The organism is Acinetobacter sp. 826659, from assembly GCF_000588515.1.
In the GTDB taxonomy this organism is placed as follows: Bacteria; Pseudomonadota; Gammaproteobacteria; order Pseudomonadales; family Moraxellaceae; genus Acinetobacter; species Acinetobacter pittii.
In genome coordinates, this window is record NZ_JFYD01000003.1 from 1 (window position 1) to 23,019 (window position 23,019).

Annotated in this window: 28 protein-coding genes and 1 tRNA gene; 5 read left to right on the top strand and 24 right to left on the bottom strand. The window is 40.3% G+C overall.

What is annotated here, in order from left to right; translation table 11 throughout:
- Window positions 1-75: 75 nt before the first annotated feature.
- A tRNA-Ser gene (locus tag J663_RS06925) sits at window positions 76-166 on the bottom strand.
- 261 nt (window positions 167-427) lie between these two features.
- On the opposite strand from J663_RS06925, the gene rnr reads away from it, so the two are divergent.
- The 4 genes from rnr (at window position 428) to J663_RS06945 (ending at window position 5,728) form a co-directional block, all read left to right on the top strand.
- Window positions 428-2,845 carry a ribonuclease R gene (rnr, locus tag J663_RS06930; RefSeq protein ID WP_033848781.1) on the top strand — a complete coding sequence of 806 codons (2,418 nt, stop codon included), beginning with the start codon at window positions 428-430 and terminating at the stop codon, window positions 2,843-2,845.
- Window positions 2,846-2,980: 135 nt separating this feature from the next.
- Window positions 2,981-5,035 (top strand): M3 family metallopeptidase, encoded by a 2,055-nt coding sequence (locus J663_RS06935; RefSeq protein ID WP_033848783.1) that lies wholly within the window; start codon window positions 2,981-2,983, stop codon window positions 5,033-5,035.
- A gap of 40 nt (window positions 5,036-5,075) precedes the next feature.
- Window positions 5,076-5,285 (top strand): YheV family putative zinc ribbon protein, encoded by a 210-nt coding sequence (locus tag J663_RS06940; RefSeq protein WP_002117042.1) that lies wholly within the window; start codon window positions 5,076-5,078, stop codon window positions 5,283-5,285.
- An 11-nt stretch (window positions 5,286-5,296) separates the two neighbouring features.
- Window positions 5,297-5,728, top strand: a complete 432-nt coding sequence (locus tag J663_RS06945; RefSeq protein WP_033848785.1) for a hypothetical protein — start codon at window positions 5,297-5,299, stop codon at window positions 5,726-5,728.
- Window positions 5,729-5,891: 163 nt separating this feature from the next.
- Here the strand turns inward: J663_RS06945 and J663_RS06950 are convergent, their stop codons facing one another.
- The 5 genes from J663_RS06950 to J663_RS06970 all read right to left on the bottom strand — a co-directional run bounded on the left by J663_RS06950 (window position 5,892) and on the right by J663_RS06970 (window position 11,439).
- Entirely contained in the window at window positions 5,892-8,087 is a 2,196-nt protein-coding gene (locus J663_RS06950) for a TRAP transporter large permease subunit (RefSeq protein WP_033848786.1), read from the bottom strand.
- Window positions 8,088-8,266: 179 nt separating this feature from the next.
- Entirely contained in the window at window positions 8,267-8,842 is a 576-nt protein-coding gene (gene rrtA / locus J663_RS06955; protein ID WP_033848788.1) for a rhombosortase, read from the bottom strand.
- Window positions 8,843-8,926: 84 nt separating this feature from the next.
- On the bottom strand, window positions 8,927-10,015 hold the full coding sequence (locus J663_RS06960; protein WP_033848790.1) for a hypothetical protein: 1,089 nt from the start codon (window positions 10,013-10,015) through the stop codon (window positions 8,927-8,929).
- A gap of 770 nt (window positions 10,016-10,785) precedes the next feature.
- Window positions 10,786-11,175 carry a hypothetical protein gene (locus J663_RS06965; RefSeq protein ID WP_005078321.1) on the bottom strand — a complete coding sequence of 130 codons (390 nt, stop codon included), beginning with the start codon at window positions 11,173-11,175 and terminating at the stop codon, window positions 10,786-10,788.
- Between the two features lie 6 nt (window positions 11,176-11,181).
- Complete coding sequence (locus J663_RS06970) at window positions 11,182-11,439, bottom strand: succinate dehydrogenase assembly factor 2 (RefSeq protein WP_002117064.1); 258 nt, start codon at window positions 11,437-11,439, stop codon at window positions 11,182-11,184.
- A 188-nt stretch (window positions 11,440-11,627) separates the two neighbouring features.
- Between J663_RS06970 and J663_RS06975 the strand changes: the two genes are divergently transcribed.
- Window positions 11,628-12,800, top strand: coding sequence for an acyl-CoA dehydrogenase family protein (locus J663_RS06975; protein WP_017386981.1), 1,173 nt, complete (start codon window positions 11,628-11,630; stop codon window positions 12,798-12,800).
- A gap of 51 nt (window positions 12,801-12,851) precedes the next feature.
- Here the strand turns inward: J663_RS06975 and J663_RS06980 are convergent, their stop codons facing one another.
- From J663_RS06980 to rplN, 18 genes are all read right to left on the bottom strand, one after another.
- Complete coding sequence (locus J663_RS06980; protein ID WP_002116796.1) at window positions 12,852-14,342, bottom strand: flavin-containing monooxygenase; 1,491 nt, start codon at window positions 14,340-14,342, stop codon at window positions 12,852-12,854.
- A gap of 181 nt (window positions 14,343-14,523) precedes the next feature.
- Window positions 14,524-14,901 (bottom strand): 50S ribosomal protein L17, encoded by a 378-nt coding sequence (gene rplQ, locus J663_RS06985; RefSeq protein WP_002049717.1) that lies wholly within the window; start codon window positions 14,899-14,901, stop codon window positions 14,524-14,526.
- Window positions 14,902-14,919: 18 nt separating this feature from the next.
- On the bottom strand, window positions 14,920-15,927 hold the full coding sequence (locus J663_RS06990; RefSeq protein ID WP_002116730.1) for a DNA-directed RNA polymerase subunit alpha: 1,008 nt from the start codon (window positions 15,925-15,927) through the stop codon (window positions 14,920-14,922).
- A 17-nt stretch (window positions 15,928-15,944) separates the two neighbouring features.
- On the bottom strand, window positions 15,945-16,571 hold the full coding sequence (gene rpsD / locus J663_RS06995; RefSeq protein ID WP_000135204.1) for a 30S ribosomal protein S4: 627 nt from the start codon (window positions 16,569-16,571) through the stop codon (window positions 15,945-15,947).
- Between the two features lie 12 nt (window positions 16,572-16,583).
- Window positions 16,584-16,970, bottom strand: a complete 387-nt coding sequence (gene rpsK, locus J663_RS07000) for a 30S ribosomal protein S11 (RefSeq protein ID WP_001040166.1) — start codon at window positions 16,968-16,970, stop codon at window positions 16,584-16,586.
- 19 nt (window positions 16,971-16,989) lie between these two features.
- Window positions 16,990-17,346 carry a 30S ribosomal protein S13 gene (rpsM, locus tag J663_RS07005; RefSeq protein WP_000090816.1) on the bottom strand — a complete coding sequence of 119 codons (357 nt, stop codon included), beginning with the start codon at window positions 17,344-17,346 and terminating at the stop codon, window positions 16,990-16,992.
- A gap of 106 nt (window positions 17,347-17,452) precedes the next feature.
- Complete coding sequence (rpmJ, locus tag J663_RS07010) at window positions 17,453-17,569, bottom strand: 50S ribosomal protein L36 (protein WP_000867907.1); 117 nt, start codon at window positions 17,567-17,569, stop codon at window positions 17,453-17,455.
- Between the two features lie 20 nt (window positions 17,570-17,589).
- Window positions 17,590-18,909, bottom strand: coding sequence for a preprotein translocase subunit SecY (secY, locus tag J663_RS07015; RefSeq protein WP_171073661.1), 1,320 nt, complete (start codon window positions 18,907-18,909; stop codon window positions 17,590-17,592).
- 45 nt (window positions 18,910-18,954) lie between these two features.
- A complete protein-coding gene (gene rplO / locus J663_RS07020) occupies window positions 18,955-19,395 on the bottom strand; it encodes a 50S ribosomal protein L15 (RefSeq protein ID WP_002116985.1) in 441 nt (146 codons plus the stop codon).
- Between the two features lie 3 nt (window positions 19,396-19,398).
- Window positions 19,399-19,575, bottom strand: coding sequence for a 50S ribosomal protein L30 (rpmD, locus tag J663_RS07025; protein WP_000849088.1), 177 nt, complete (start codon window positions 19,573-19,575; stop codon window positions 19,399-19,401).
- A gap of 6 nt (window positions 19,576-19,581) precedes the next feature.
- Complete coding sequence (gene rpsE, locus J663_RS07030) at window positions 19,582-20,079, bottom strand: 30S ribosomal protein S5 (RefSeq protein WP_001141025.1); 498 nt, start codon at window positions 20,077-20,079, stop codon at window positions 19,582-19,584.
- Window positions 20,080-20,081: 2 nt separating this feature from the next.
- Entirely contained in the window at window positions 20,082-20,432 is a 351-nt protein-coding gene (rplR, locus tag J663_RS07035; protein ID WP_002049741.1) for a 50S ribosomal protein L18, read from the bottom strand.
- A gap of 14 nt (window positions 20,433-20,446) precedes the next feature.
- A complete protein-coding gene (rplF, locus tag J663_RS07040; protein WP_002116801.1) occupies window positions 20,447-20,980 on the bottom strand; it encodes a 50S ribosomal protein L6 in 534 nt (177 codons plus the stop codon).
- A 13-nt stretch (window positions 20,981-20,993) separates the two neighbouring features.
- Window positions 20,994-21,389, bottom strand: coding sequence for a 30S ribosomal protein S8 (rpsH, locus tag J663_RS07045; RefSeq protein WP_002049732.1), 396 nt, complete (start codon window positions 21,387-21,389; stop codon window positions 20,994-20,996).
- 11 nt (window positions 21,390-21,400) lie between these two features.
- The gene (gene rpsN, locus J663_RS07050; RefSeq protein ID WP_002049689.1) at window positions 21,401-21,706 is read right to left on the bottom strand and encodes a 30S ribosomal protein S14; all 306 of its coding nucleotides are present in this window, start codon (window positions 21,704-21,706) and stop codon (window positions 21,401-21,403) included.
- Window positions 21,707-21,715: 9 nt separating this feature from the next.
- Complete coding sequence (rplE, locus tag J663_RS07055) at window positions 21,716-22,252, bottom strand: 50S ribosomal protein L5 (RefSeq protein ID WP_002116961.1); 537 nt, start codon at window positions 22,250-22,252, stop codon at window positions 21,716-21,718.
- Between the two features lie 15 nt (window positions 22,253-22,267).
- On the bottom strand, window positions 22,268-22,585 hold the full coding sequence (gene rplX / locus J663_RS07060) for a 50S ribosomal protein L24 (RefSeq protein WP_002116820.1): 318 nt from the start codon (window positions 22,583-22,585) through the stop codon (window positions 22,268-22,270).
- A 9-nt stretch (window positions 22,586-22,594) separates the two neighbouring features.
- Entirely contained in the window at window positions 22,595-22,963 is a 369-nt protein-coding gene (gene rplN, locus J663_RS07065; RefSeq protein WP_001982634.1) for a 50S ribosomal protein L14, read from the bottom strand.
- Window positions 22,964-23,019: the final 56 nt, after the last annotated feature.

Below are 23,019 nucleotides of genomic sequence, written 5' to 3' on the forward strand. Positions count from 1 at the left end.
AGAGATTCGAACTCCCGACCCCTTAGTTCGTAGCCAAGTGCTCTATCCAGCTGAGCTATGAGCGCATTAAGTAAATGGCGGTGAGAGAGGGATTCGAACCCTCGATACCAGTAATAGGTATGCTTCCTTAGCAGGGAAGTGATTTCAGCCACTCATCCACCTCACCGGAACGAGCCGCCATAATACAAACTAAAACCCTATTGTTCAAGTCATCATAGTGAAATTTTCTTGTTTTTTAGTTCAATGAATTATTTTTTAAGCAATTTTCTCATTATTTTCGTCTTTTTCGATCAAACGCTTGTTAAGATAGATATTATTTCTTCATCAAAATACTGTAGTGCATAACACATTATTGCAAACCTAAACGTGCAGTTCGGGTCTGCATGACTTATGCTAAACTTATCTGCCAAGCGTGAAACCAAACGACATGACAAAAAACTGGGCTGACCCCGAAGCGAAAGCTGAAGCTGAACGTTATGACAATCCTATTCCAAGCCGTACTCTTATTTTAGATACATTGGAACAATTGCAGACACCGCAATCTCATGCAGAACTTGTCGATCATTTTAATATTCATGACCAAAAAAGTATTGAAGCACTCAGTCATCGCTTAAGTGCTATGGTCCGTGATGGTCAAATCATGAAAGACGGGTTTAAATTTCAGTTGGTGGCAGATCAACCGACCTATGAAGCAACTGTTTATATCAATAGCAAAGGTTTAGGCACAGCACATATTGATGGTCAAAGTGACCTTTTACTTCCTGAACGTGAATTACGTTTAGTCTTTAACGGTGACCGAGTTAGAGTGCGACAGACTTCGGTTGACCGTAAAGGCAAACCTTGGGGTTTTATCACAGAAGTTTTACAACATCGTGTTAAACAATTAATTGGTAAATTGTCGGTTCACGATGGCGAATATTTTATTCAGCCCAACAATCCAAATCAGCACCAACCTATTCCTTTAGAAAAAGAACTGGTAACACATGCTGAAGCAAATGTTGGCGATATGCTACGTGTCGCAATAGATAGTTATCCAACTCGTGAAGAGTTTGCGACGGCGCATATTATTCAATCTATGGCCGACAAAGCTGATACAGAAATTATTATTCCACAAACCATTCTTGAATTTGGTTTGCCATATGAGTTTCCAGATCAGGTCTTAAAAGAAGCTGAAAGTTTTAAAGAACCATCTGCTCAAGATCGTGAAGGCCGCATTGATTTACGAGATTTAGCATTAGTTACGATCGATGGTGAAGATGCTCGAGATTTTGATGATGCGGTTTATGCTGAAAAACGTCCAGGTGGCGGTTATCGTGTAGTTGTCGCAATTGCTGATGTTAGCCATTATGTACGCTTAGACTCAGCCCTCAATGAAGAAGCTGAGGAACGTGGTACTTCGGTATACTTCCCGCATTTCGTATTACCGATGCTACCAGAGGCATTGTCAAATGGCTTATGCTCTCTAAACCCTCATGTAGACCGTTTATGCATGGTCTGTGACTTGAAAATCTCTCGTACAGGCCGTGTAACTGGTTACGATTTTTATCCATCAGTGATGCATTCAAAAGCACGTTTGACCTATACACAGGTAGCACAATATTTTGACGGCGCAACAGATGCAATTCCAAAAGACCGTGATGTTCATAAATCGTTAAATACGCTTTTCCAGCTTTATCAGATTTTGAAAAATTTACGTGCTGATCGTCATGCAATGGAATTTGAAACCATTGAAACTTACATGACTTTTGATGAGTTAGGCGGGATTAAAGAAATTTTGCCACGTACACGTAATGAAGCACATAAACTTATTGAAGAGTGCATGTTACTTGCTAACGTTGCTGCGGCTGAATATGCATTAGAACATGATGTTCCAATGCTGTATCGCGTGCATGAAGCTCCAGAGTTCTCACGTATTCAGAAAGTAAAAGATTTTGTTAAATTACTGGGTCTACCCTTCCCTGACCAACCAACTCAAGCAGACTATCAAAGAGTAATTGAAGCAACTAAAGATCGTATTGATGCACCAAGCATTCATGCCGTCTTATTACGCTCAATGATGCAAGCTTATTATGGCGCAAAAAATGCAGGGCACTATGGTTTGGCTTATGAAGCTTATACGCATTTCACTTCGCCAATTCGTCGTTACCCAGACCTATTATTACACCGTGCCATTAAAGCTCACTTGAAACAAAAGCCTTATCCACTCTCTGGTGCCGCACTAGATGATGCAGGTGAACATTTCTCTCAAACAGAGCGCCGTGCTGATGAAGCTTCTCGTAGCGTAACAACTTGGTTAAAATGTCACTACATGCAGCAGCATCTAGGTGATGAATTCATTGGTATTGTAAGTGCGGTGACCGAATTCGGTTTATTCGTGACACTGAAAGATTTATATGTCGATGGCATGATTCATATTAGCCAACTCGGCGATGACTTCTTTATTTATGACCAAGCGAGTCAAAATCTAGTAGGTCAAAATCGTGGTCAAGTCTTTGGTTTGGGCGATGAAGTTAAAATTCAGGTCGCTGGTGTCAATCTGGAAGAACGTAAAATTGACTTCCAGCTCATTAAGCAAGTTACCCATGCAGGCCGAGTAGTTCGTAGCCGTGCGCCGCGTACGACTAAAACTACTACGCAGGCGACTGAAGAAGTTTTCAGTAAACCAACTGTCAGTAGTGATGGTGAGCGACCTGTTCACAAAAAGAAAGAAAAAAGTAAGCCAAGTTCTTACACCAAAAAATCTGGTAAGAAAACCTCAGCAAAAGCCGAGACTAAATCAGAAAAGGTGAAGAAAAAATCTAAGCCTAAAAAGAAAAAGTCGAATGCAAAATCAAAGGCTGAATAGTGAGTAAATAATTATCACACTTCAGAAATAAGTCTCCAATAGGAGGCTTATTTCTTTTTAAAAAGGGTTATTTTACACATTAAGCTTGATTTCCGACTTGAGAGGACCTACATCTAATACCATGTTTAAAAAATAATGTGGCTATTAGCAATGACTTTACAGCAAGCGACTTTACCAACTCCGCGTTTTGACCAAATTGAATTAGAAAATTTAAAACAAGACATCCAGCAAGCGATCCAAGCAGGTCAGGAATTTTTAAATACTCTTACGGCTGCACCTACAGATGCAGCTCAGCAACTTGCCGTACTTGAGCAAGTCGATACGCTTGAAAATAATCTAAGTGAATCATGGGGCGTTTTATCGCATTTAAACGCTGTAATGAGCAATGCAGAAACGAGAGAAGTCTATCAATCTTTATTACCAGCATTAAGTGAATATTACACTCAGCTTGGTCAACACACGGCGCTTTATCAAACCTATCAACACATCCATGATGGTCAAGGTTATAGCTCTCTTAGCCCTGCACAGCAAAGTGCTATCCGTCTAGCTTTACGTGACTTTAAACTTTCAGGTGTAGCCTTAGAGGGTGAAGAGAAAAAACGTTATGCAGAGATTTCTGCGCGTCTTTCACAGCTTTCTTCTGATTTTTCAAACCACGTACTTGATGCAACACAAGCTTACTTTAAACCACTTACCGAAGATCAGCTAAAAGGTCTTCCAGAAAGTAATATTGAGTTATTAAAACAGTACGGCAAACAACGTGAACTTGACCAAGCTGTAGCAACCCTAGATTTCCCAGCATATTTTGCAATCATGACTTATGCAGATGACCGTGCATTACGTGAAGAGCTTTATAGAGCTTATGTGACTCGTGCATCTGATCAGTCTGAACAAACTGAGTTTGATAACAGCAAAATTATGGAAGAAATTTTGAGTCTTCGTCAGGAAATGGCGAAACTACTTGGTTTCAATAACTATGCTGAATATTCTCTGGCAAGTAAAATGGCACCAGACGTAAAAACAGTACATGAGTTTTTGGTTGACCTAGCAGAGCATGCGCGTGCTCCTGCGCTTCAAGAAGTTGCCGAACTTCAAGAAATTGCTAAACAAGATGGTGTTGATGAGCTTAAACCTTGGGATACAACTTACTATTCTGAAAAACTTAAACAGCAACAATTCAACTTATCTCAAGAAGCATTAAAACCTTACTTCCCTGCACCTAAAGTTATTCAGGGATTATTCCAGATTGTGCAGCGTCTATACGGCATTAACATTATTGAAAGACAAGCACCTGTCTGGCATCCAGATGCACGTTATTTTGAATTAGAAGACCAAGGTCAAGTGATTGGTGGCTTCTTTTTTGACATCTATGCACGTACAGGTAAACGTGGTGGCGCATGGATGAACGGCTTCCGCTCGCGCATGCAAACACTTCATGGCTTACAAAAACCAATTTGCTATATGGTGTGTAACTTTACTCCTCCGGTAGGTGACCAACCTGCGTTATTGACTCATGATGAAGTCATTACTTTGTTCCACGAGTTTGGACATGGTTTACATCATATGTTAACCGAAGTAGATAATATCTCGGTTGCAGGAACTCATGGTGTTGCTTGGGATGCAGTAGAACTACCAAGCCAGTTTATGGAGTTCTGGTCATGGGATAAAGAAAGTCTAGACGTATTAAGTGAACACATCAATAGTAAACAGACTTTGCCACAAGAATTACTAGATGCTTTATTAAATGCTCGATTCTTCCAATCTGGTATGCAAACTTTACGTCAGCTTGAATTTGCATTGTTTGACTTGACCATTCACACCAAAACGCCTGCCCTGAACAGTGAGCAAATTCAGCAAACCTTAAACGATATTCGTAAGCAGTATGCAGTCGTTCCTACTGTCGACTACAACCGTTTCCAACATAGTTTTAGTCATATTTTTGCGGGCGGTTATGCTGCAGGTTATTACTCTTACAAATGGGCAGAAGTCTTAGCGAGCGATGCATTTGATCGTTTTGAAAATGAAGGCATTTTTAACACTCAAACGGGTAAAGAATTCCGTCAGGCAATTCTAGCTGTGGGTGGAAAAGACACTGCGCTTGAGGCATTTGTTAATTTCCGTGGACGCGAGCCTAAAATTGATGCATTGTTACGTCATCAAGGTTGGACGAATGACAACAAAACCGCTTAAACTATGGGCCTAAATTGATCGTGTGGTTAGGGTGATAAAGATGAAAAAACGTTTCATTGCTGGGGCAAAATGTCCAAAATGTGAAGCCATGGATCGGATTATCATGCTAACCACCGCAGAAGACGAATGGATTGAATGTATCGAATGCGGTTATAGCGAAAATCGTCCGACTCATGTTGATGAGCCTGAAACACCTGCTGAACCGGATGAAATTGGGGTAATACAGTTCAAACCACGTCGTCCCGACTAAAGGTCTTAAACATGCCACTACAAAGAAAACAAAACTCAAAATTATTATGGATTTTAATTGGGGGCTTAAGCATTCTCGTAGTGCTTTTTTTTGCAGCGCAATGGTTTTTTAAAAAAACCGAGTCGTCAGCACCACTGGTTGATCCACAACCTGTCTCGACTCCTGCTCCTGCTAAACCGAAATCGGCTGAGCCATTACCAAGTTCTGAACCTTTAGCTGAAAATGCAAGTTCTCAGCAACTTGTCAGTGAAAATGTGCTTAAAGAGCCTGTCCCTGCCCAAGAGTCTTTAGCAAAAGAAGAAGTATCTAAACTTGAAGATATTCATCACCAGCTAAAAGATCAGGAAGCCACCTTAAAAGCTCAGCATGCAGATGCGGATCAACTAACTAAACTCAAAGAAGAACAAGTTAAATTGCTTGAAGCTCAGCTTAAACAGCAGTAGTTTTTCAATGAACTCTTAAAAAAAGCTAAAGCTGTACATCTTTAGCTTTTTTGGCCAGATTTAAATAATTCTAATCATCTTGTTCTAAATTTACTCAATCTACTTATTAAAAAAGCCCTCCATTTAGGAAGGCTTTTTTGTATAACCAATACTTTGATTTAAGTTATTTATACCAATCGAATAACTTAAATACATATGGCACATAAGTCACTAATACCAATGATGAGAACAAGACAATAATTGGTAGCAACCAGCGCTCATAACGGAAGTAGAAGCTTGTATATTTCTCTTTCGCTTCAGCATCAGCAGCGTTCACTTCATCATCTCCGACGGACAACCGCGTAAGTAGATGGTTCAAGGCAACTGGTGGTGTTACGTAACCAAATTCGAATGCAACCAACACAATCATCCAGAAATGAATTGGATGGATACCATTTTCGTATGCTACAGGTGCAATAGTTGCAGCAACTAAAATTACAGCACCAAATGGATCTGTACACATACCAATAATGGCAAGTAATAGCGCAATACATGCAAGTGAGATATAAATACTGCCCAAATGAGTCGGTAATAATTCGACCACTTCAGAGCGTTCAATTAAACCACCTACACTTGCAGACAATGCCATCAAGATAATTAAAGCACCGATATGGCCTACAGTTTCTGAGGTCGCAAAACGAAGTGCTCCACCAAAACCGAGACGGTATTGAGAGCTATGCGGATCATGTGCACGAAGAAATGGTGATTTTTGTTCGTGTTCACGAACAATCGCTTCATGAATATTGATTGCAGGCGCTTCTTTAGTAGCAACCAATTTGTCATACAAGATCATTGCGATCAGAACTAATGGCAAAATTACTGGTGCAGTAAATTCGTTCATTCCTGTATCTAATGCATATTTATAGATCGCAAGAACAACAGCAGTGATCAGAATGTATGGAATTACAGGTACAAAGGCACGCATCATGCCCGGAATCGCAACTTTTGGTGAATTCACACGGAATTTTTCTTCAGCCAAAAGTAGTGAAACGCCCAAGAAAATAAATGCAGTTAACCAAAATACATAAATACCATGCCCAAACAGCTCATCCGACGTAACATGACGGCTATCAAGCATTGCAATTAAAACGACCAGTAGACATGGACGTACAACTACCCCTAAAGAACCTGACATTGCAGACACAGCCAAAGCATATTGACGGCGAGCACCCGCATTCCAGACTTCTTTATAAATAATTGCACCTGCTGCGATAACGAAAATACCTGATGCACCTGTATAAGCTGTTGGTACAGCAGCAGCAATTAGAATTAACCAAGTTAAGGTTTCTGGTGCCAAGTTCCATGGACGAAGCACATTAAGGAACAAGTCCATAACGCGTGTTTGAGTTAAAAGCATACCTGCCCAAATGAACAAGGCAAGGTTTAAGAAGATACCCGAGAACTCAACCAATAAACCAAGGTAAATACCTTGCCCCATTGGGTAATCCATAAAGAATGTAAATACGATGCCTGTAATTAGGGCCATGTAAGCGTATAAAGGCACCGATAATAAGGCTAAGCCTATATTTCCGCCTTCACGCTTTGGTGGAGGTGAAACAAATAATTGATACAAACTAATTAAAGTCAGAACAACAAATAGAATCATCCAGATCCAGTAAATCGTTACTGTTTCATAGGTAGGTGTTACCCCAGAATTTATGACTGAACGATACTGACTAATGACAGAGGTACTAAGCAGCGCATTACCAATCAACATAAACAAGGAATACACTTTGTAATCTTTTTTTGTTGCTGGGTTACGAAAGCCAATATGGTGATATTTCAACGATGCAGTAATCGCAGAAATCAGAACCATAAAGACCAGTAAAATGGCACGGTTTTCTGTACCAAATTTAAAAATACCAAAGAAACCAGTCTCGATAGCACGATAAGTACGTACCCCAGGGTTAGCTTCGATATATTTAATAGTTTTATCATATACCTGATATTTTTCATCACATTGTTGCTGCGCTGCGAGTAGTGATGCACGGACATCACTTTCCGATGCTGCACCAAAGAAACTCGCGAAATCATCAGACGCATTCGCTTTCATTTGTTCTTTTACTTGAGCCTCGATATTTGGATGTCGATCACAAGTTGGCTTTTCAGGCTCAGCACGCAAAAAAGAATATTGCATACCTGTAGCAGGGTCGCCATAAAGACGTTCCCCGATACGTAATAATTGTCCGTGGATCATTTCCCCGGTACCAATAATTAGCGTCATTAATAGCAGAATGAGGATGACGAATGTTGAGATCCATTCGTTCCAGATATAACCCAGCAGACCTAATCCAGATCTTTTTTCTTGATGTTCTTGCATAAATATTCCAATTTTGTTCTCTCAAGTCCCTAAAAATTAAAGAATTGAGTCATGCAATTTTTCTTGGTCAGGGGTTAAATCCATCCCCCTTCTACCAATCCCTTTATTCAACGATCAAATTTGCATCAAACTTTGTTAATAAAGAATGACTAAAATCTCTTTTTTAACAGTTTGTATTGTCAATGTTTCTTTTTTAATCTCTGGAAAAGCCAATAGCATCCTCCAAAGATTGAGCCACCAATTGCTCCATATAAGTGAGCTTCAGTTAAAACTGGACTCCCTATTAACTGAGCGGTCCCTGTTTGCCCAAAAGTGTTTTCCCATATAAGTTTGGCAATAATTAACCCTAAAACCAGCAAAGCAAAATTTCGCTCTTTACGATATTGCAGATAGACTAAAGCAACCGCTGTATATAGCCCATGTAAGACACCAGATAGGCCCGCATAAGCTTCGATATAAGGTAAATAAAAGTAGAACACCAAACTAATAAAAGGTGGCAATAGTAAAAGTAGACTTAGAAGATGCCATGCTTTTGTATGTGGAAAGATAAAGGGTAAACAGGCGAATGCCATCATATTTAAAAGGAAATGAACCCATCCAACGTGTACCCAATGAGCAGTCCATAAACGCCAGAATTCGCCAAGTAAACTTTCGCGCCAATAAATAAAAGTATCAGGAAACACTTGTAGACAAGCAGATATGGAAATGCACACTGCGACCAAAAGCACTTTACTATTCAGTACATGATCCTTCATGGCACACTCCTTGAAATTAAACTTCTTACGATTATTGTAGAACTTAACAATAGACTCGCAAGAAGTTAGCCTTTCAAATATTCTTTACTGCGCTGCTGGTGGAGCAGATGAATCAGCAGGAACTTCTGAAGCGGCTCCCCCTTCAAACAACTCATCTAGCTCTGCTGCACCTTCATTCTTATCATCCCAGAAATGAGACATACCATCATCTCCGGTACGTACACCAGTATGTTCAGTCCAGTAACGGTCAGAGATACCACGTACAATAAGGCCAGCCATACTATCAATTAACTTAAAGTTAGGATTGACAGGTTTGTCATCAGCTTGAGACGCTGCATAAGATCTTAATGCATCACGGATTTTTGCATCATCACCGCTTGCTTGAGCAGCTACGGCATATAAGGCATGAGATAAGCGAACACCTTTTTTCTCACCAATCTGAATTGACTGTTTTAAAGTTTGGTATGGATCAGGTTTCCCTTCATCAGCACCTGGCAATAAAGTCCAGATAACAGCACGCGTTGCGTTAGGTGCGCCCCAGAATTTTTCATTATCTAGACAAACCATGCCACGCTCTACAATAGCAGCAATATCTTTAGGAACATTGACTGCGCCGCCTGAGTTAATATCGTTGGTCACAGCCTGAAGACCACTGATCATGCCAAGCAAATAAACGGTTTGATCAGTATCATTACGCATCGTTGGGCAAGAGTCACCTAAGTGATATTTATATTTAGATTCCCAACGATCAGCAAATAACTTATAGCCTGTATACTGACGTTCAGCTGCAATTGCTGCCCAACGCTTCTGTGCAATACGTGCATCTTGGGCTTCTGTCACTTGACCTGCTTTTGAAGCACGTAAATAACGCAGTTCTTGTTCTAAAGCTTGATTTTCCGCACATACACCTGATGCTGCATACATTAATACTGCAACACGTGTCGGATCTGCACCCATCCCTTTAGTAGACATGATTGCAGGTGTTAACGCACTACCGGTATTACATACCATTTCAGCATCTTGCATTGCCAAAATAGGTGGAACGACGTGCTTTTCCGTAAAACCTAGAGCAACATTTGCTCCGGTTTTCACGACGTATGAACAACCTGATAAAACTGAAGCTGCAAGAAAACTCACCGCCAAACCTTGGCTTATTTTTTGGACTTTAGACATCTTCCTGTCCTCTATGTAATTTGTTTTTTCCTTTTCAGATGTACATTAGCAGATGCATATCTTGAATAAAAGAGTAATTACTCTAATTGTAGCGCTTATACTTTGACACACTTCACAGCAGATAAAATTGACAGTTTTTCGAGGAAACAGAAATTTTAGGCAAAAAAAAGTAGCATTGCGACGGTTCAGCACATGCTACTTATTAACTGGGATAAGCTTTTAACGGCTTATATTATTTTTGTTCTATATAATCCTTAAGTAAAGTTCCTGCTCTTCCTACTACTACAGCCATAACAACTGCAATTAACAGAAACATCCACATTGAAATCTCCATGAGAGACCTCCTTACTACAATCGCACCCAGTTATAAACTGGACACTTGATGAAATTAATCGATTAACCAATTTTAATAATTGACTGATCGACGACCTTGCATCCTCTGTCTCTTAACCTTGTTAAAACTAACTTTGTTAAGATGTTCCCTGAGTAAAGTTCCTGCTCTTCCTATCACCACTGCCAGAATTATGGCAATGACCAAGAACGACCATGTTGGCATCTCCATTTTGAGACCTCCGACACACTTTACGTTGGTGTTTGTACTTTAACCGATCAAATAGCTACCTATAGGTGAAATTGTCAGACAATTGTCTTTCCTTGGCTTTTTTCTATATTCTAATTAGACAATCCGAAGTTTAATGAAGAAAAAAATTATTAAGTTTTTGTTTTTTATGGTTTTTAAATAAATATACAATTGTAGAATTGTCTAACAATTAATAGAGCTTTTCTAAAACTTTTAATCTTTTCCACTGCTGAATAGGAAGCTGATCGAACCAAACAATAGCTATGTTCGTAGGAGTTTCTTCAAGATAAATAACTACAAATAACTGATAATCAATTATTTTAGTAATTTCCGCGCGGTAAATTTCTTTTTTCGAAAAATATGCAACCGACCATAATTTTTGATCTAAATATTCAATTTGAGATATTTGGGCTTGCTTTAGAAAGAAAATAAAACCAATAAATAGAAGAATGACAGCACATAGCCACCATATCGGTGTTAATAATTGATAAAGCAGGATTGCTAAACCCAAACCAACAAAAAGCTGAAATATTACCGAGACAAGGCTATATTTCAGCTCAAAATTTAATTCTTTTATCAAAACAGTTTAGCCATGCACATACTGTTTTAGTTTATAAATAAATTCACGTAACTCAGTACGTGGAGGTTCAGAAACTTCCATGAACCAATCTAATAAATCCGGATCTTCTTGATCGACTAACTCTGCAAATAATGCTTTTTCTGCTGGATCAGCTTTTAAATAATAGTTTTTTACATACGGGTCAAAATAGACGTCAATTTCTTTTAAGCCGCGGCGTGCTCGATAAATTACTTTACGTTCTTCCAAGGTCATTTCGTCAGACATTTACGTCCCCATCTGTGTTGATAGTGCGCCTAGTTTACCTGATCACATCCTAAAGATCGCTAAAAATATCAAATTGACCAAATTTATCATCTTGTCTGCATAATTGAGCATTCATCACATTGTGAGGCATGAAATGCTTACGTATGTTTAGGGTATAACATCACACCTGAACCAAGGAAGAAATACAAATGCAATCTGGTGCCATCCGTCCTATTCCAAATATGTTACCAAGACAATTATTCAATGAAGAACACGAAGCCTTCCGTGAGACAGTGCGTAAATTCTATGAAAAGGAAGTCGTTCCCAATATAGAGAAATATGAAAAACAGCAACATGTTGACCGAGATCTTTGGAATAAAGCTGGAGAACTGGGTCTTCTTTGCACCACAATGCCCGAGGAATATGGTGGCTCTGGGGTAGATCGCCTATACAGTATGATTCTTATCGAAGAACAAGCGTATGCGATGGACTCAAGTACTGGTTTTTCTCTACATTCCGATATTGTTGCTAATTACGTTAATAATTTTGGTAATGAAGAGCAAAAACAAAAATGGTTACCAAAAATGGCAACTGGAGAAGTTGTTACTGCTATTGCCATGACGGAACCAGGCACTGGTTCAGATTTACAAGCGGTAAGAACAACCGCCGTACTTGATGGTGATGAATATGTCATTAATGGCTCTAAAATTTTTATTACGAATGGCTACTTATGCGACATGGCAGTAGTCGTTTGTAAGACTGGCAATAGTGATAAAGGTTCGGCGAACTTATCCTTAATTATTGTAGAAGCAGATCGTGCTGGTTTTAGTAAAGGTAAACCTCTAAACAAAATTGGAATGAAAGGCCAAGATACCTGCGAATTATTCTTTGATAACGTTCGCGTTCCTAAAGAAAACCTTTTAGGCATGGAAGGTATGGGCTTTATCATGCTCATGAAAGAATTAGCATGGGAACGAATGTTAGTTGCTATTATTTGTCAGGCCGGTGCTGAAGCAGCATTTGCACATACCGTTCAATATACAAAAGATCGAAAAGCATTTGGTAAACCTATTGGCGCATTTCAGAATACACGCTTTAAACTTGCCGAACTCAGAACAGAAATCGATTTCTGCCGGACATATTTAGATCGTTGTATGGAATTACAACTTGAAGAAAAGTTGAGTGTAGAAGCTGCAGCAGCTGCTAAATATAAAATTTCTGATATGTTCTCAAAGATTGTAGATGAATGTCTTCAGTTACATGGCGGTTATGGCTATATGCTTGAATATCCAATTGCACGTGCATACATTGATCATCGAGCAAATCGAATTTATGCAGGTACAAATGAAATCATGAAAGAATTAATTTCAAGAACACTTTAATACCTTCAATAAAAAAAGGGGCATTACGCCCCTTTTCTTATTTAACACGACTTAAGATACTAATTTTGGTTTACGCTCATTCGCTTCAGAACGCTTATGAAAATGAAGAATGCCATCTTCAAATTTTGCATTTTTCAAAGACTTTCTATCTTCTAAATAATTATTAGTCACCTGCCATGGAGCACGCTTACCTTGTTTAGGAAGTTCATGTGCTGCACGATTAATATAACCTGAAGATAGTTTACCCATTACAGTATCTTCTTCCATCACAGTCTTATCACCTGATGGAATCACTTCATCATAACTATTTTTGTCCATATAGTTTAATAAGCGACAAATATATTCGGCAGCGATATCTACTTTGAGTGTCCATGAGGCATTTACATAGCCAATAATCATAGCCATATTCGGTACATCACTTAGCATTATGCCGTTATAAAGCATATGTTCAGATGAGTTGATTGGTTTCCCATCAAGAGTCGCCTGAACTCCGCCCATAATCTGAACTTGTAATCCTGTTGCAGAAACAACGATATCAGCATCAAGATGTTTGCCAGATTTAAGTAAAATACCTTTTTCAGTAAATTTCTCGATTTGATCAGTTTCTACGCTCGCTTTGCCTTCACGTAAAATCTTAAACAAGTCCCCATCTGGCACTACACATAAACGCTGATCCCAAGGATTGTATGAAGGTGTAAAATGCTTCATATCAACCTTACCTTTAAGCTGCACTTCAATTGCTTTTAAAAGTAAACGACGTACAGTTTTAGGATGTTTCTGAGACAGCGCATAAATAGCGCGCTGCATACCAATGTTGCGAGCTCGAGTAAATTTATAAGCTGCCTCTTCAGACATAAATTTACGCGTTTTTTCATAGATAAAATCGATAGAAGGAACGCTAGCAATATATGTTGGTGAACGCTGCAACATGGTCACATGACCTGCCCCACCTTTAGCCATTGCTGGTACTAAAGTAATCGCTGTTGCACCACTACCAATAATAACCACCTTTTTACCTGTGTAATCTAAGTTTTCAGGCCAATGCTGTGGGTGAATGAGTTGCCCTTTAAATGCTTCTTGATTTGGGAAAGAAGGCGCATAACCCTGATCATAATTATAGTAACCTGTACAACCGACCACAAAGTTAGCAATCCAAGTCTGCTGTTTTTTATTGCTATCTTCGACTACAACCTGCCATTTTTTTGAAGCCGAATCATAATTAGCAGAAAGTACGCGATGACCAAAATGAATTTTTTCTTTTAATTTAAATTCATTAATTACTTCACCTAAATATCCTTTAATAGAAGCACCATCAGCTAATACATTCGCTTTACACCATGGTTTAAAGTTAAAACCAAAGGTAGACATATCTGAATCTGAACGGATACCAGGATAACGGAAAAGATCCCATGTTCCACCAAAAGACTCACGACGTTCTAAAATCTCGAATTGTCGTTGTGGTGAATTTTTTGACAAATGGGCAGCAATTCCGATTCCTGAAATACCTGCGCCAATGATTAAAATATCAACTTGCTTTTCCATTTTATTTTTATACCCATTGTTGAGAATATAAGTTTATTAAAACACAATTTTGACAATACACAATGTCAAGTTTGACCGTTTATCTACTTTTTTATGTCACTTGAGGACATTTTTATAATTTATTTTGTGAGTAGAAATAAAAAAGACCGGCATAAAACCGGTCTTTTTTGAATAAAATCAATTATTCAGCTGAAGTGTTTACTTCACGATCTACAAGCTCAACGTAAGCCATCGGTGCTGCATCACCAGCACGGAAGCCCGCTTTAAGAACACGTAGATAACCGCCGTTACGTTCTTTGTAACGAGGGCCGAGTACGGTAAATAATTTACCAACAGTTGCAGCATTACGAGTACGAGCAAATGCTAAACGACGATTTGCTACAGTATCGTTTTTTGCTAGAGTGATTAAAGGCTCAGCAACACGACGTAATTCTTTAGCTTTAGGCACAGTTGTTTTGATCAACTCGTGTTCAAATAAAGAATTAGCCAAGTTTTGGAACATCGCTTTACGATGGCTGCTTGTACGGCCTAATTTCACACCACTATTACGATGACGCATGGTGATAGTCCTACTTAATTAACGGCTACGATAGGCAAAACGGTCGTCCATACGAAGACTAGCTGGTGGCCAGTTTTCAAGACGCATACCGAGTTGTAAGCCTTTCGATGCCAAAACATCTTTGATCTCTGTTAACGATTTTTTACCAAGGTTAGGAGTTTTTAACAACTCAACTTCAGTACGTTGAACAAGATCACCAATGTAGTAAATATTTTCTGCTTTCAAACAGTTAGCAGAACGAACAGTAAGCTCTAGATCATCTACTGGGCGAAGCAAGATTGGGTCAACTTCTTCACGAGGCTCTTGAGCAACTGGAGTTTGGTCTTTCTGAAGATCAACAAAAATTGCAATTTGTTGTTGCAAGATTGTTGCCGCTTTACGGATTGCTTCTTCAGGATCAACCGTTCCATTTGTTTCGAGGTCGATTACCAGTTTATCTAAATCGGTACGTTGTTCTACACGCGCATTTTCAACGGTGTAAGAAACACGTTTAATCGGGCTATAAGAAGCATCTAATTGCAAACGACCAACAGGACGTGTTTCGCCTTCAGGGAAACGAGAATCAGATGTTTCATAACCACGACCTTGAGCAACTTTCAAGCGCATTTTTAATGAGCCTGAAGCACTTAAAGTACCGATTAAATGTTCTGGGTTAACCACTTCAACATTATGAGGTAAACGAAGGTCAGCAGCAGTAATATCGCCAGGACCTTGTTTCTCTAATGTTAAATATGCTTCATTTTGATCGAACAGCTTAATAGACAATCCTTTTAGGTTCAGCAAGAGCTCGACGATGTCCTGCTGCAAGCCTTCTAAAGTACTGTACTCGTGCTCGACACCTTCTATCTCAACTTCAACCACAGCAGCGCCAGGTAAAGAAGACAATAGAATGCGACGTAAAGCATTACCTAGAGTGTGGCCAAAACCACGCTCTAAAGGTTCTAGAATCACTTTTGCCGAGGTCCCGCTTACCGCTTCGACCTTGATCGCTTGCGGAGTTAGAAACTCGTTTGCAGTACGCGTCATTATTGCTACCTCAAGGATTATTTAGAATACAATTCTACAATCAAGCTTTCGTTGATTTCAGCAGGTAAATCAGAACGATCTGGTGCAGCTTTAAACGTACCTTCAAGCTTAGAATGATCAACTTCGATCCAAGCTGGAATACCACGTTGTGCAGCTAACTCAATCGCGTTTTTAATACGCAATTGTTGTTTAGCACCTTCGTGAACCGCAATTACATCACCAGCTTTAACTTGAATAGATGCGATGTTTACACGACGACCATTCAAAGTAATGCTACGGTGACTTACTAACTGACGAGCTTCTGCACGTGTAGAACCAAAACCCATGCGATAAACAACGTTATCAAGACGGCTTTCAAGCAATTTCAACAAGTTCTCACCTGTTGCGCCTTTAACACGAGCTGCTTCTTTATAGTAGTTACTAAATTGACGTTCTAACACACCGTAAATACGACGGACTTTTTGTTTTTCACGTAATTGTAGTGAATACTCAGATTGCTTACCACCGCGTGCCTGACCATGTTGACCAGGTGCTTTGTTAGCTTTTTTAGTTTTGACGTCAAATGGTTTAACGCCAGATTTAAGTTGCAGGTCTGTCCCTTCGCGGCGAGAGAGTTTGCATTTTGGACCAATATAACGAGCCATGAATGTTTCTCCTTACACGCGACGTTTTTTAGGTGGACGGCAACCGTTGTGAGGAATTGGAGTCACATCGGTAATGCTGTTAATCTTATAACCCACTGCGCCTAATGCACGAACCGCAGACTCACGACCTGGACCAGGACCTTTTACAAGGACATCCAGATTTTTCAAACCGTAATCTAAAGCTGCTTTACCAGCAACTTCAGCAGCTACCTGAGCAGCAAACGGAGTTGATTTACGTGAACCACGGAAGCCTTGTCCACCTGAGGTGGCCCAAGCCAATGCATTACCTTGACGATCAGTAATCGTAACAATGGTGTTATTAAAAGACGCGTGAATGTGTGCAACACCTTCAGAGACGGTACGAGTGACCTTCTTGCGTGTGCGAGTATCTTTAGCCATCTTTTAGCTTCCAGAAATCTTACTTTTTAATCGGTTTGCGCGGACCTTTACGGGTACGTGCGTTAGTTTTGGTGCGTTGACCACGGACAGGCAAGCTGCGACGATGGCGAAGGCCGCGGTAGCAACCCAAATCCATTAAACGTTTAATGTTCATGGAAATTTCGCGACGTAAGTCACCTTCGGTAGGAACCTTAGCAACTTCTGCACGAATCGCATCAAGCTGAGCATCGTCCAACTCACGGATCTTAGTAGTTTCAGTAATACCAACTGTAGCTAAGATATTCTTAGCAGTGTGGCGACCGATACCAAAGATGTAAGTGAGGGAGATAACAGCATGCTTGTTATCCGGAATGTTTACACCGGCAATACGAGCCATTCACTTTCTCCAAAAAGGCAGTAGAGATAATCAACCGCCCCACAAAAATCTTGAGGGGCGGATATTAACCCAATTCGCCTACTGAAATCAACAGGTCTTGATTAGATTAACCTTGACGCTGCTTATGACGAGGTTCTGCGCTACAAATTACGCGAATAACCCCATTACGACGGATAACTTTACAGCTACCACAAATTTTCTTTACAGAAGCTTGTACTTTCATGATGAAACCTCTAAGTGCGCTTATCCCTTAGGATGAGCAGTCGTTTTTCTCATTAATGTTTGATTATCATATTGATGAGATGTTAAATGCGCTTGTAGCTGAGCCATAAAGTCCATAACCACGACAACTACGATCAATAATGAGGTACCACCCAAATAGAATGGAATCCCAAAAGAACTTTGTAGAATCATTGGCATTAAACAAATGACCGTAATATAAATCGCACCAATAAACGTCAAACGATTAAGAATATGATCTAAGTAACGAGCAGTTTGCTCACCTGGGCGAATACCAGGCACATAAGCTCCGCTGCGTTTTAGATTTTCTGATACTTCCTTAGGGCTAAATACTAAAGCCGTATAAAAGTAACAGAAAAAGATAATTAACGCACCAAAGAGCACCAAATACAAAGGCTGTCCAGGCGACAATACTAAAGCTAAATCTTGTAAGCTGCTTTTAATAAAACCAGCATTTGGATCTGCACTCCCCCCCCATTGACCAAGACTTGCTGGGAACAAGAGTAGAGAACTTGCAAAAATCGCAGGAATAACCCCAGCCATATTAATTTTTAATGGCAAATGCGTCTGCTGTGCTGTAAATATACGACGCCCTTGTTGCTTTTGCGCATAGTTTACTGGAATGCGACGTTGTGCTTTTTCAATAAACACAATAGCTGCCAATACACCTAGAGACAAAAGACCAAAGATTACAAGACCTATTAAACTTGTCTGACCATTATCTACAGAAGAGATAGATTGCATAATTAAATTAGGCAAACCAGCAACAATACCTGCAAAAATAATCATTGAGATACCGTTACCAATACCTCTTTCTGTGATCTGTTCACCTAGCCACATTAGGAACATTGTTCCCGCAACTAAAGAAGTAACAGCCGGTACGTAAAATGCGAGGCCATTTGTCAAAGTAATACCTTGACCAATTAAGCCAGCACACATACCAACAGCCTGAACCACAGCAAGTAGTAATGTACCCTGACGCGTATATTGATTAATTTTACGCTTACCTTGCTCACCTTCCTTTTTCAAGGCTTCAAGTGATGGAATTACAGTAGACATTAACTGCACAATAATTGATGCAGAAATGTAAGGCATAATCCCTAAAGCAAGAATAGACATTCGCTCTAAAGCACCGCCAGAAAACATATTGAATAGCCCAAGAATAGTTCCTTGGTTCGCATGAAATAAATTTTCTAACGCAGCATTATTAATGCCTGGTACTGGAATATGCGCTCCTAGTCGAAAGACCAGCAATGCACCGATTAGAAAACTCATCCGGCGAATAATTTCACGGTATTTCACATGAAATGGCTGACCTTTCATCATGTTGACATGACCTGAAGAACTAGGAGACATAGACACTCGAGATTACTCCTCGACTTTACCGCCAGCTGCTTCAATCGCAGCTTTAGCGCCTTTAGTCAATGCAACACCTTGAACAGTGAATGCACGAGTGATTTCACCAGAAAGTACGATACGAGCACGAATTTGGTCACGACGAACAACATTCGCAGCTTTCAAAGTTTCTAGGCTAACGATGTCGCCTTCAACTTTGCTTAACTCAGATAAACGTACTTCAGCAGTTTTTAAAGCGATTTGGCTAGTGAAACCGAATTTAGGTAAACGACGATAAATCGCTGTTTGACCGCCTTCAAAGCCTGGACGAACGCCACCACTTTTACGTGATTTTTGACCTTTGACACCACGGCCACCAGTCTTACCAACGCCAGAACCGATACCACGGCCTAAACGACGGTGTTCACGTTTTGCACCTTCTGCAGGCGCAAGTTCATTTAAACGCAGAGTCATGGCTTATTCCTCTACACTAACCATATAGTAGACTTTGTTGATCATACCGCGGTTAGAAGGCGTATCTTGCACTTCTACAGTATGACCAATACGACGCAGACCTAAACCTTGTAAGCAAAGCTTGTGATTTTTCAAGCGATGTGAAGAAGATTTAGTCTGGGTAACTTTAATCGTTTTCATGATTGATTACCCTTGAATTTCTTCTACTGATTTACCACGTTTCGCAGCGACTTTCTCAGGAGAAGTCATATCACGCAAACCTTTGAAAGTTGCGTTTACTACGTTTGCAGCATTAGTAGAACCATAACATTTAGCAAGTACGTTATGTACACCTGCAGCTTCTAGAACGGCACGCATAGCACCACCAGCGATTACGCCAGTACCTTCAGAAGCAGGTTGCATATATACACGGCTTGCACCATGACGAGCATTCACAGGGTGTTGTAAAGTAGTACCTGCAAGGTCTACAGTAATCATGTTGCGACGTGCAGCTTCAAGTGCTTTAGAAATAGCAGCTGGAACTTCACGAGCTTTACCACGACCAAAACCAACACGACCATTACCATCACCCACAACAGTTAATGCTGTGAAAGAGAAGATACGACCACCCTTAACAACTTTGGCTACACGATCAACGGCAACCAGCTTTTCAACAAGACCTTCGTTTTGTTCAACTTTAGCCATGATTAGAACTCCAAGCCGTTTTCACGAGCAGCATCAGCCAAGGCTTTGATACGACCATGATATTTAAAACCAGAACGGTCAAATGCAACTTTAGTTACACCAGCTGCTTTCGCACGCTCTGCGATTAAAGCGCCTACTTTAGTAGCCGCATCTACATTACCTGTAGTACCGCTACGTAAAGATGCATCCAAAGTTGAAGCTTGTGCTAAAACTTTGCCACCATCTGCTGAAATAACTTGAGCATAGATGTGACGCGGAGTGCGGTTTACACACAAACGAGTCGCACCCAATGCACGAATGTGCAAGCGTGTGCTTTTCGCACGACGCAAACGGGATTGTTTCTTTTCGTTCATAAGAACCTCGCGCCTTATTTCTTCTTAGCTTCTTTACGAAGAATGACTTCATCCGAATAACGAACACCTTTACCTTTATATGGTTCAGGAGAACGATATGCACGGATTTCTGCCGCTACTTGACCTAACAACTGCTTGTTTGCTGATTTCAAAATGATTTCAGTAGCAGTTGGAGTTTCCGCTGTTACACCTTCAGGTAAAGCGTAGTCAATTGGGTGTGAAAAACCAAGGTTAAGGTTTACAACAGTACCTTTAACCGCAGCTTTATAACCAACACCAACTAGCTGCAACTTACGTTCGAAGCCTTCACTAACCCCTTTAACAAGGTTATTCAATACAGCGCGAGCAGTACCAGCTTGCATCCAAGCATCTTTCGATTCTTTAACTGGAGCAAGTTGAAGTTTACCTTCTTCCTGTTTTAGCTCGACCAGCGCATGCAGGTTGAAAGACAATGTACCTTTGCTGCCTTTCACTTCGACCTGCCGGCCGTTCTGAGTAACTGCTACACCATTAGGTACAGTTACTGGGGCTTTAGCCACACGAGACATGAGGAATCACCTATTAAGAAACAAAAGCAATAACTTCACCACCAACGCCCGCAGCACGTGCAGCGCGATCAGTCATGATGCCTTTGCTTGTAGAAACAATTGCAATACCTAAACCTTGCTTAACGCTTGGAAGTTTATCTTTACCACGGTATTGGCGAAGACCTGGACGGCTTACGCGTTTAACCATTTCGATAACTGGTTTGCCTTCGAAATATTTTAAAGTAATTGTCAAAGTAGATTTTGTCTCTTCTTGAGCAACTTCTACATTTGAAATATAACCTTCTTGTTGAAGTACGTTTGCAATTGCAACTTTCAACTTAGAAGAAGGCATAGAAACAGTTTGTTTCTTAGCCATTTGTGCGTTACGAACACGTGTTAGCATGTCGGCAACGGTATCTTGCATACTCATTTAGTCGCTCCTTACCAGCTTGCCTTAACAACGCCTGGTACATCACCCTGCATTACTGTGTCACGTAATTTGTTACGGCTTAAACCGAACTTACGGAAGTAACCATGAGGACGACCAGTTAAACCACAACGGTTACGAAGACGTACCGGAGATGCATTACGTGGCAATGCTTGTAACTTTAACATCGCTTCGAAACGCTCTTCTTCACTTGCATTTACGTTTGCAATCGTAGCTTTTAATTCAGCACGTTTTGCAGCGTATTTAGCAACTGTTTTTTCGCGTTTCAATTCGCGATTAATCATACCTTTCTTAGCCATATCGACCTCTTATTTGAACGGGAAGCCGAATGCACGCATAAGCGCACGGCCTTCGTCATCGGTGCGAGCAGTCGTAGTAATAGTAATATCCATACCACGAATACGATCAATCTTATCGAAATCGATTTCAGGGAAAACGATTTGCTCTTTCAAACCCATTGAGTAGTTACCACGACCGTCAAATGATTTCGAAGAGAAACCACGGAAGTCACGGATACGAGGGATTGCGATTGAGATCAAACGGTCCAAGAATTCGTACATTTGGTCGCCACGTAAAGTAACTTTACAACCAATCGGCCAACCATCACGGATTTTGAAACCAGCGATAGATTTACGAGCAAGTGTAATTACTGGTTTTTGACCAGCAATTAATTGCATGTCGACTACAGCGCCATCTAATAATTTCTTATCAGTTGCAGCTGCGCCTACACCCATGTTTAGGGTAATTTTTGTGATGCGTGGAATTTCCATCACGTTCTTAATGCTAAGTTCTTCTTGTAACTTCGCTTTAAGTTCTTCGTTGTAACGTGCTTTAAGTCTGGCCATTGCCTTTTCAACCTATTACTTCGCTACCGCCACTGATTCACCATTTGATTTATAAACGCGAGTTTTCACGCCATCAATCACTTGGTAACCAACACGGTCAGCCTTCTGGGTTGTAGCATTTAAAATTGCCACGTTTGAAATATGAAGCGAAGCTTCTTGAGTAACGATACCGCCTTCAGCGCCAGTTACACGATTCGGCTTTTGATGCTTCTTCACTAAGTTAAGGCCTTCAACCTTAACGCGGTCTTCAGAAACAGACAATACAGTACCCTGTTTGCCTTTTTCTTTACCTGCGATCACGATAACTTGATCGCCTTTTTTAATCTTAGCCATGATTGCCTCTTATAGAACTTCAGGAGCCAATGAAATGATTTTCATGAACTGTTCAGTACGAAGTTCACGAGTCACTGGTCCGAAGATACGAGTAGCAATCGGAGCTTTGTTGTTGTTCAGGATAACTGCAGCATTATCATCAAAACGGATCACAGAACCATCTGGACGACGAATGCCGAATTTAGTACGAACTACAACCGCATTCATCACGTCACCTTTTTTAACACGTGCGCGTGGGATTGCTTCTTTTACAGTAACTTTAATAATGTCGCCAACAGAAGCATAACGACGATGTGAACCACCAAGTACTTTAATACATTGTACGCGGCGAGCACCACTGTTGTCTGCTACGTCGAGCATAGTTTCGGTTTGAATCATTGCCCTACTCCAAAACCGAGCATCACCGGTCACAATTTCGAAAGGCTCAAAGAGTA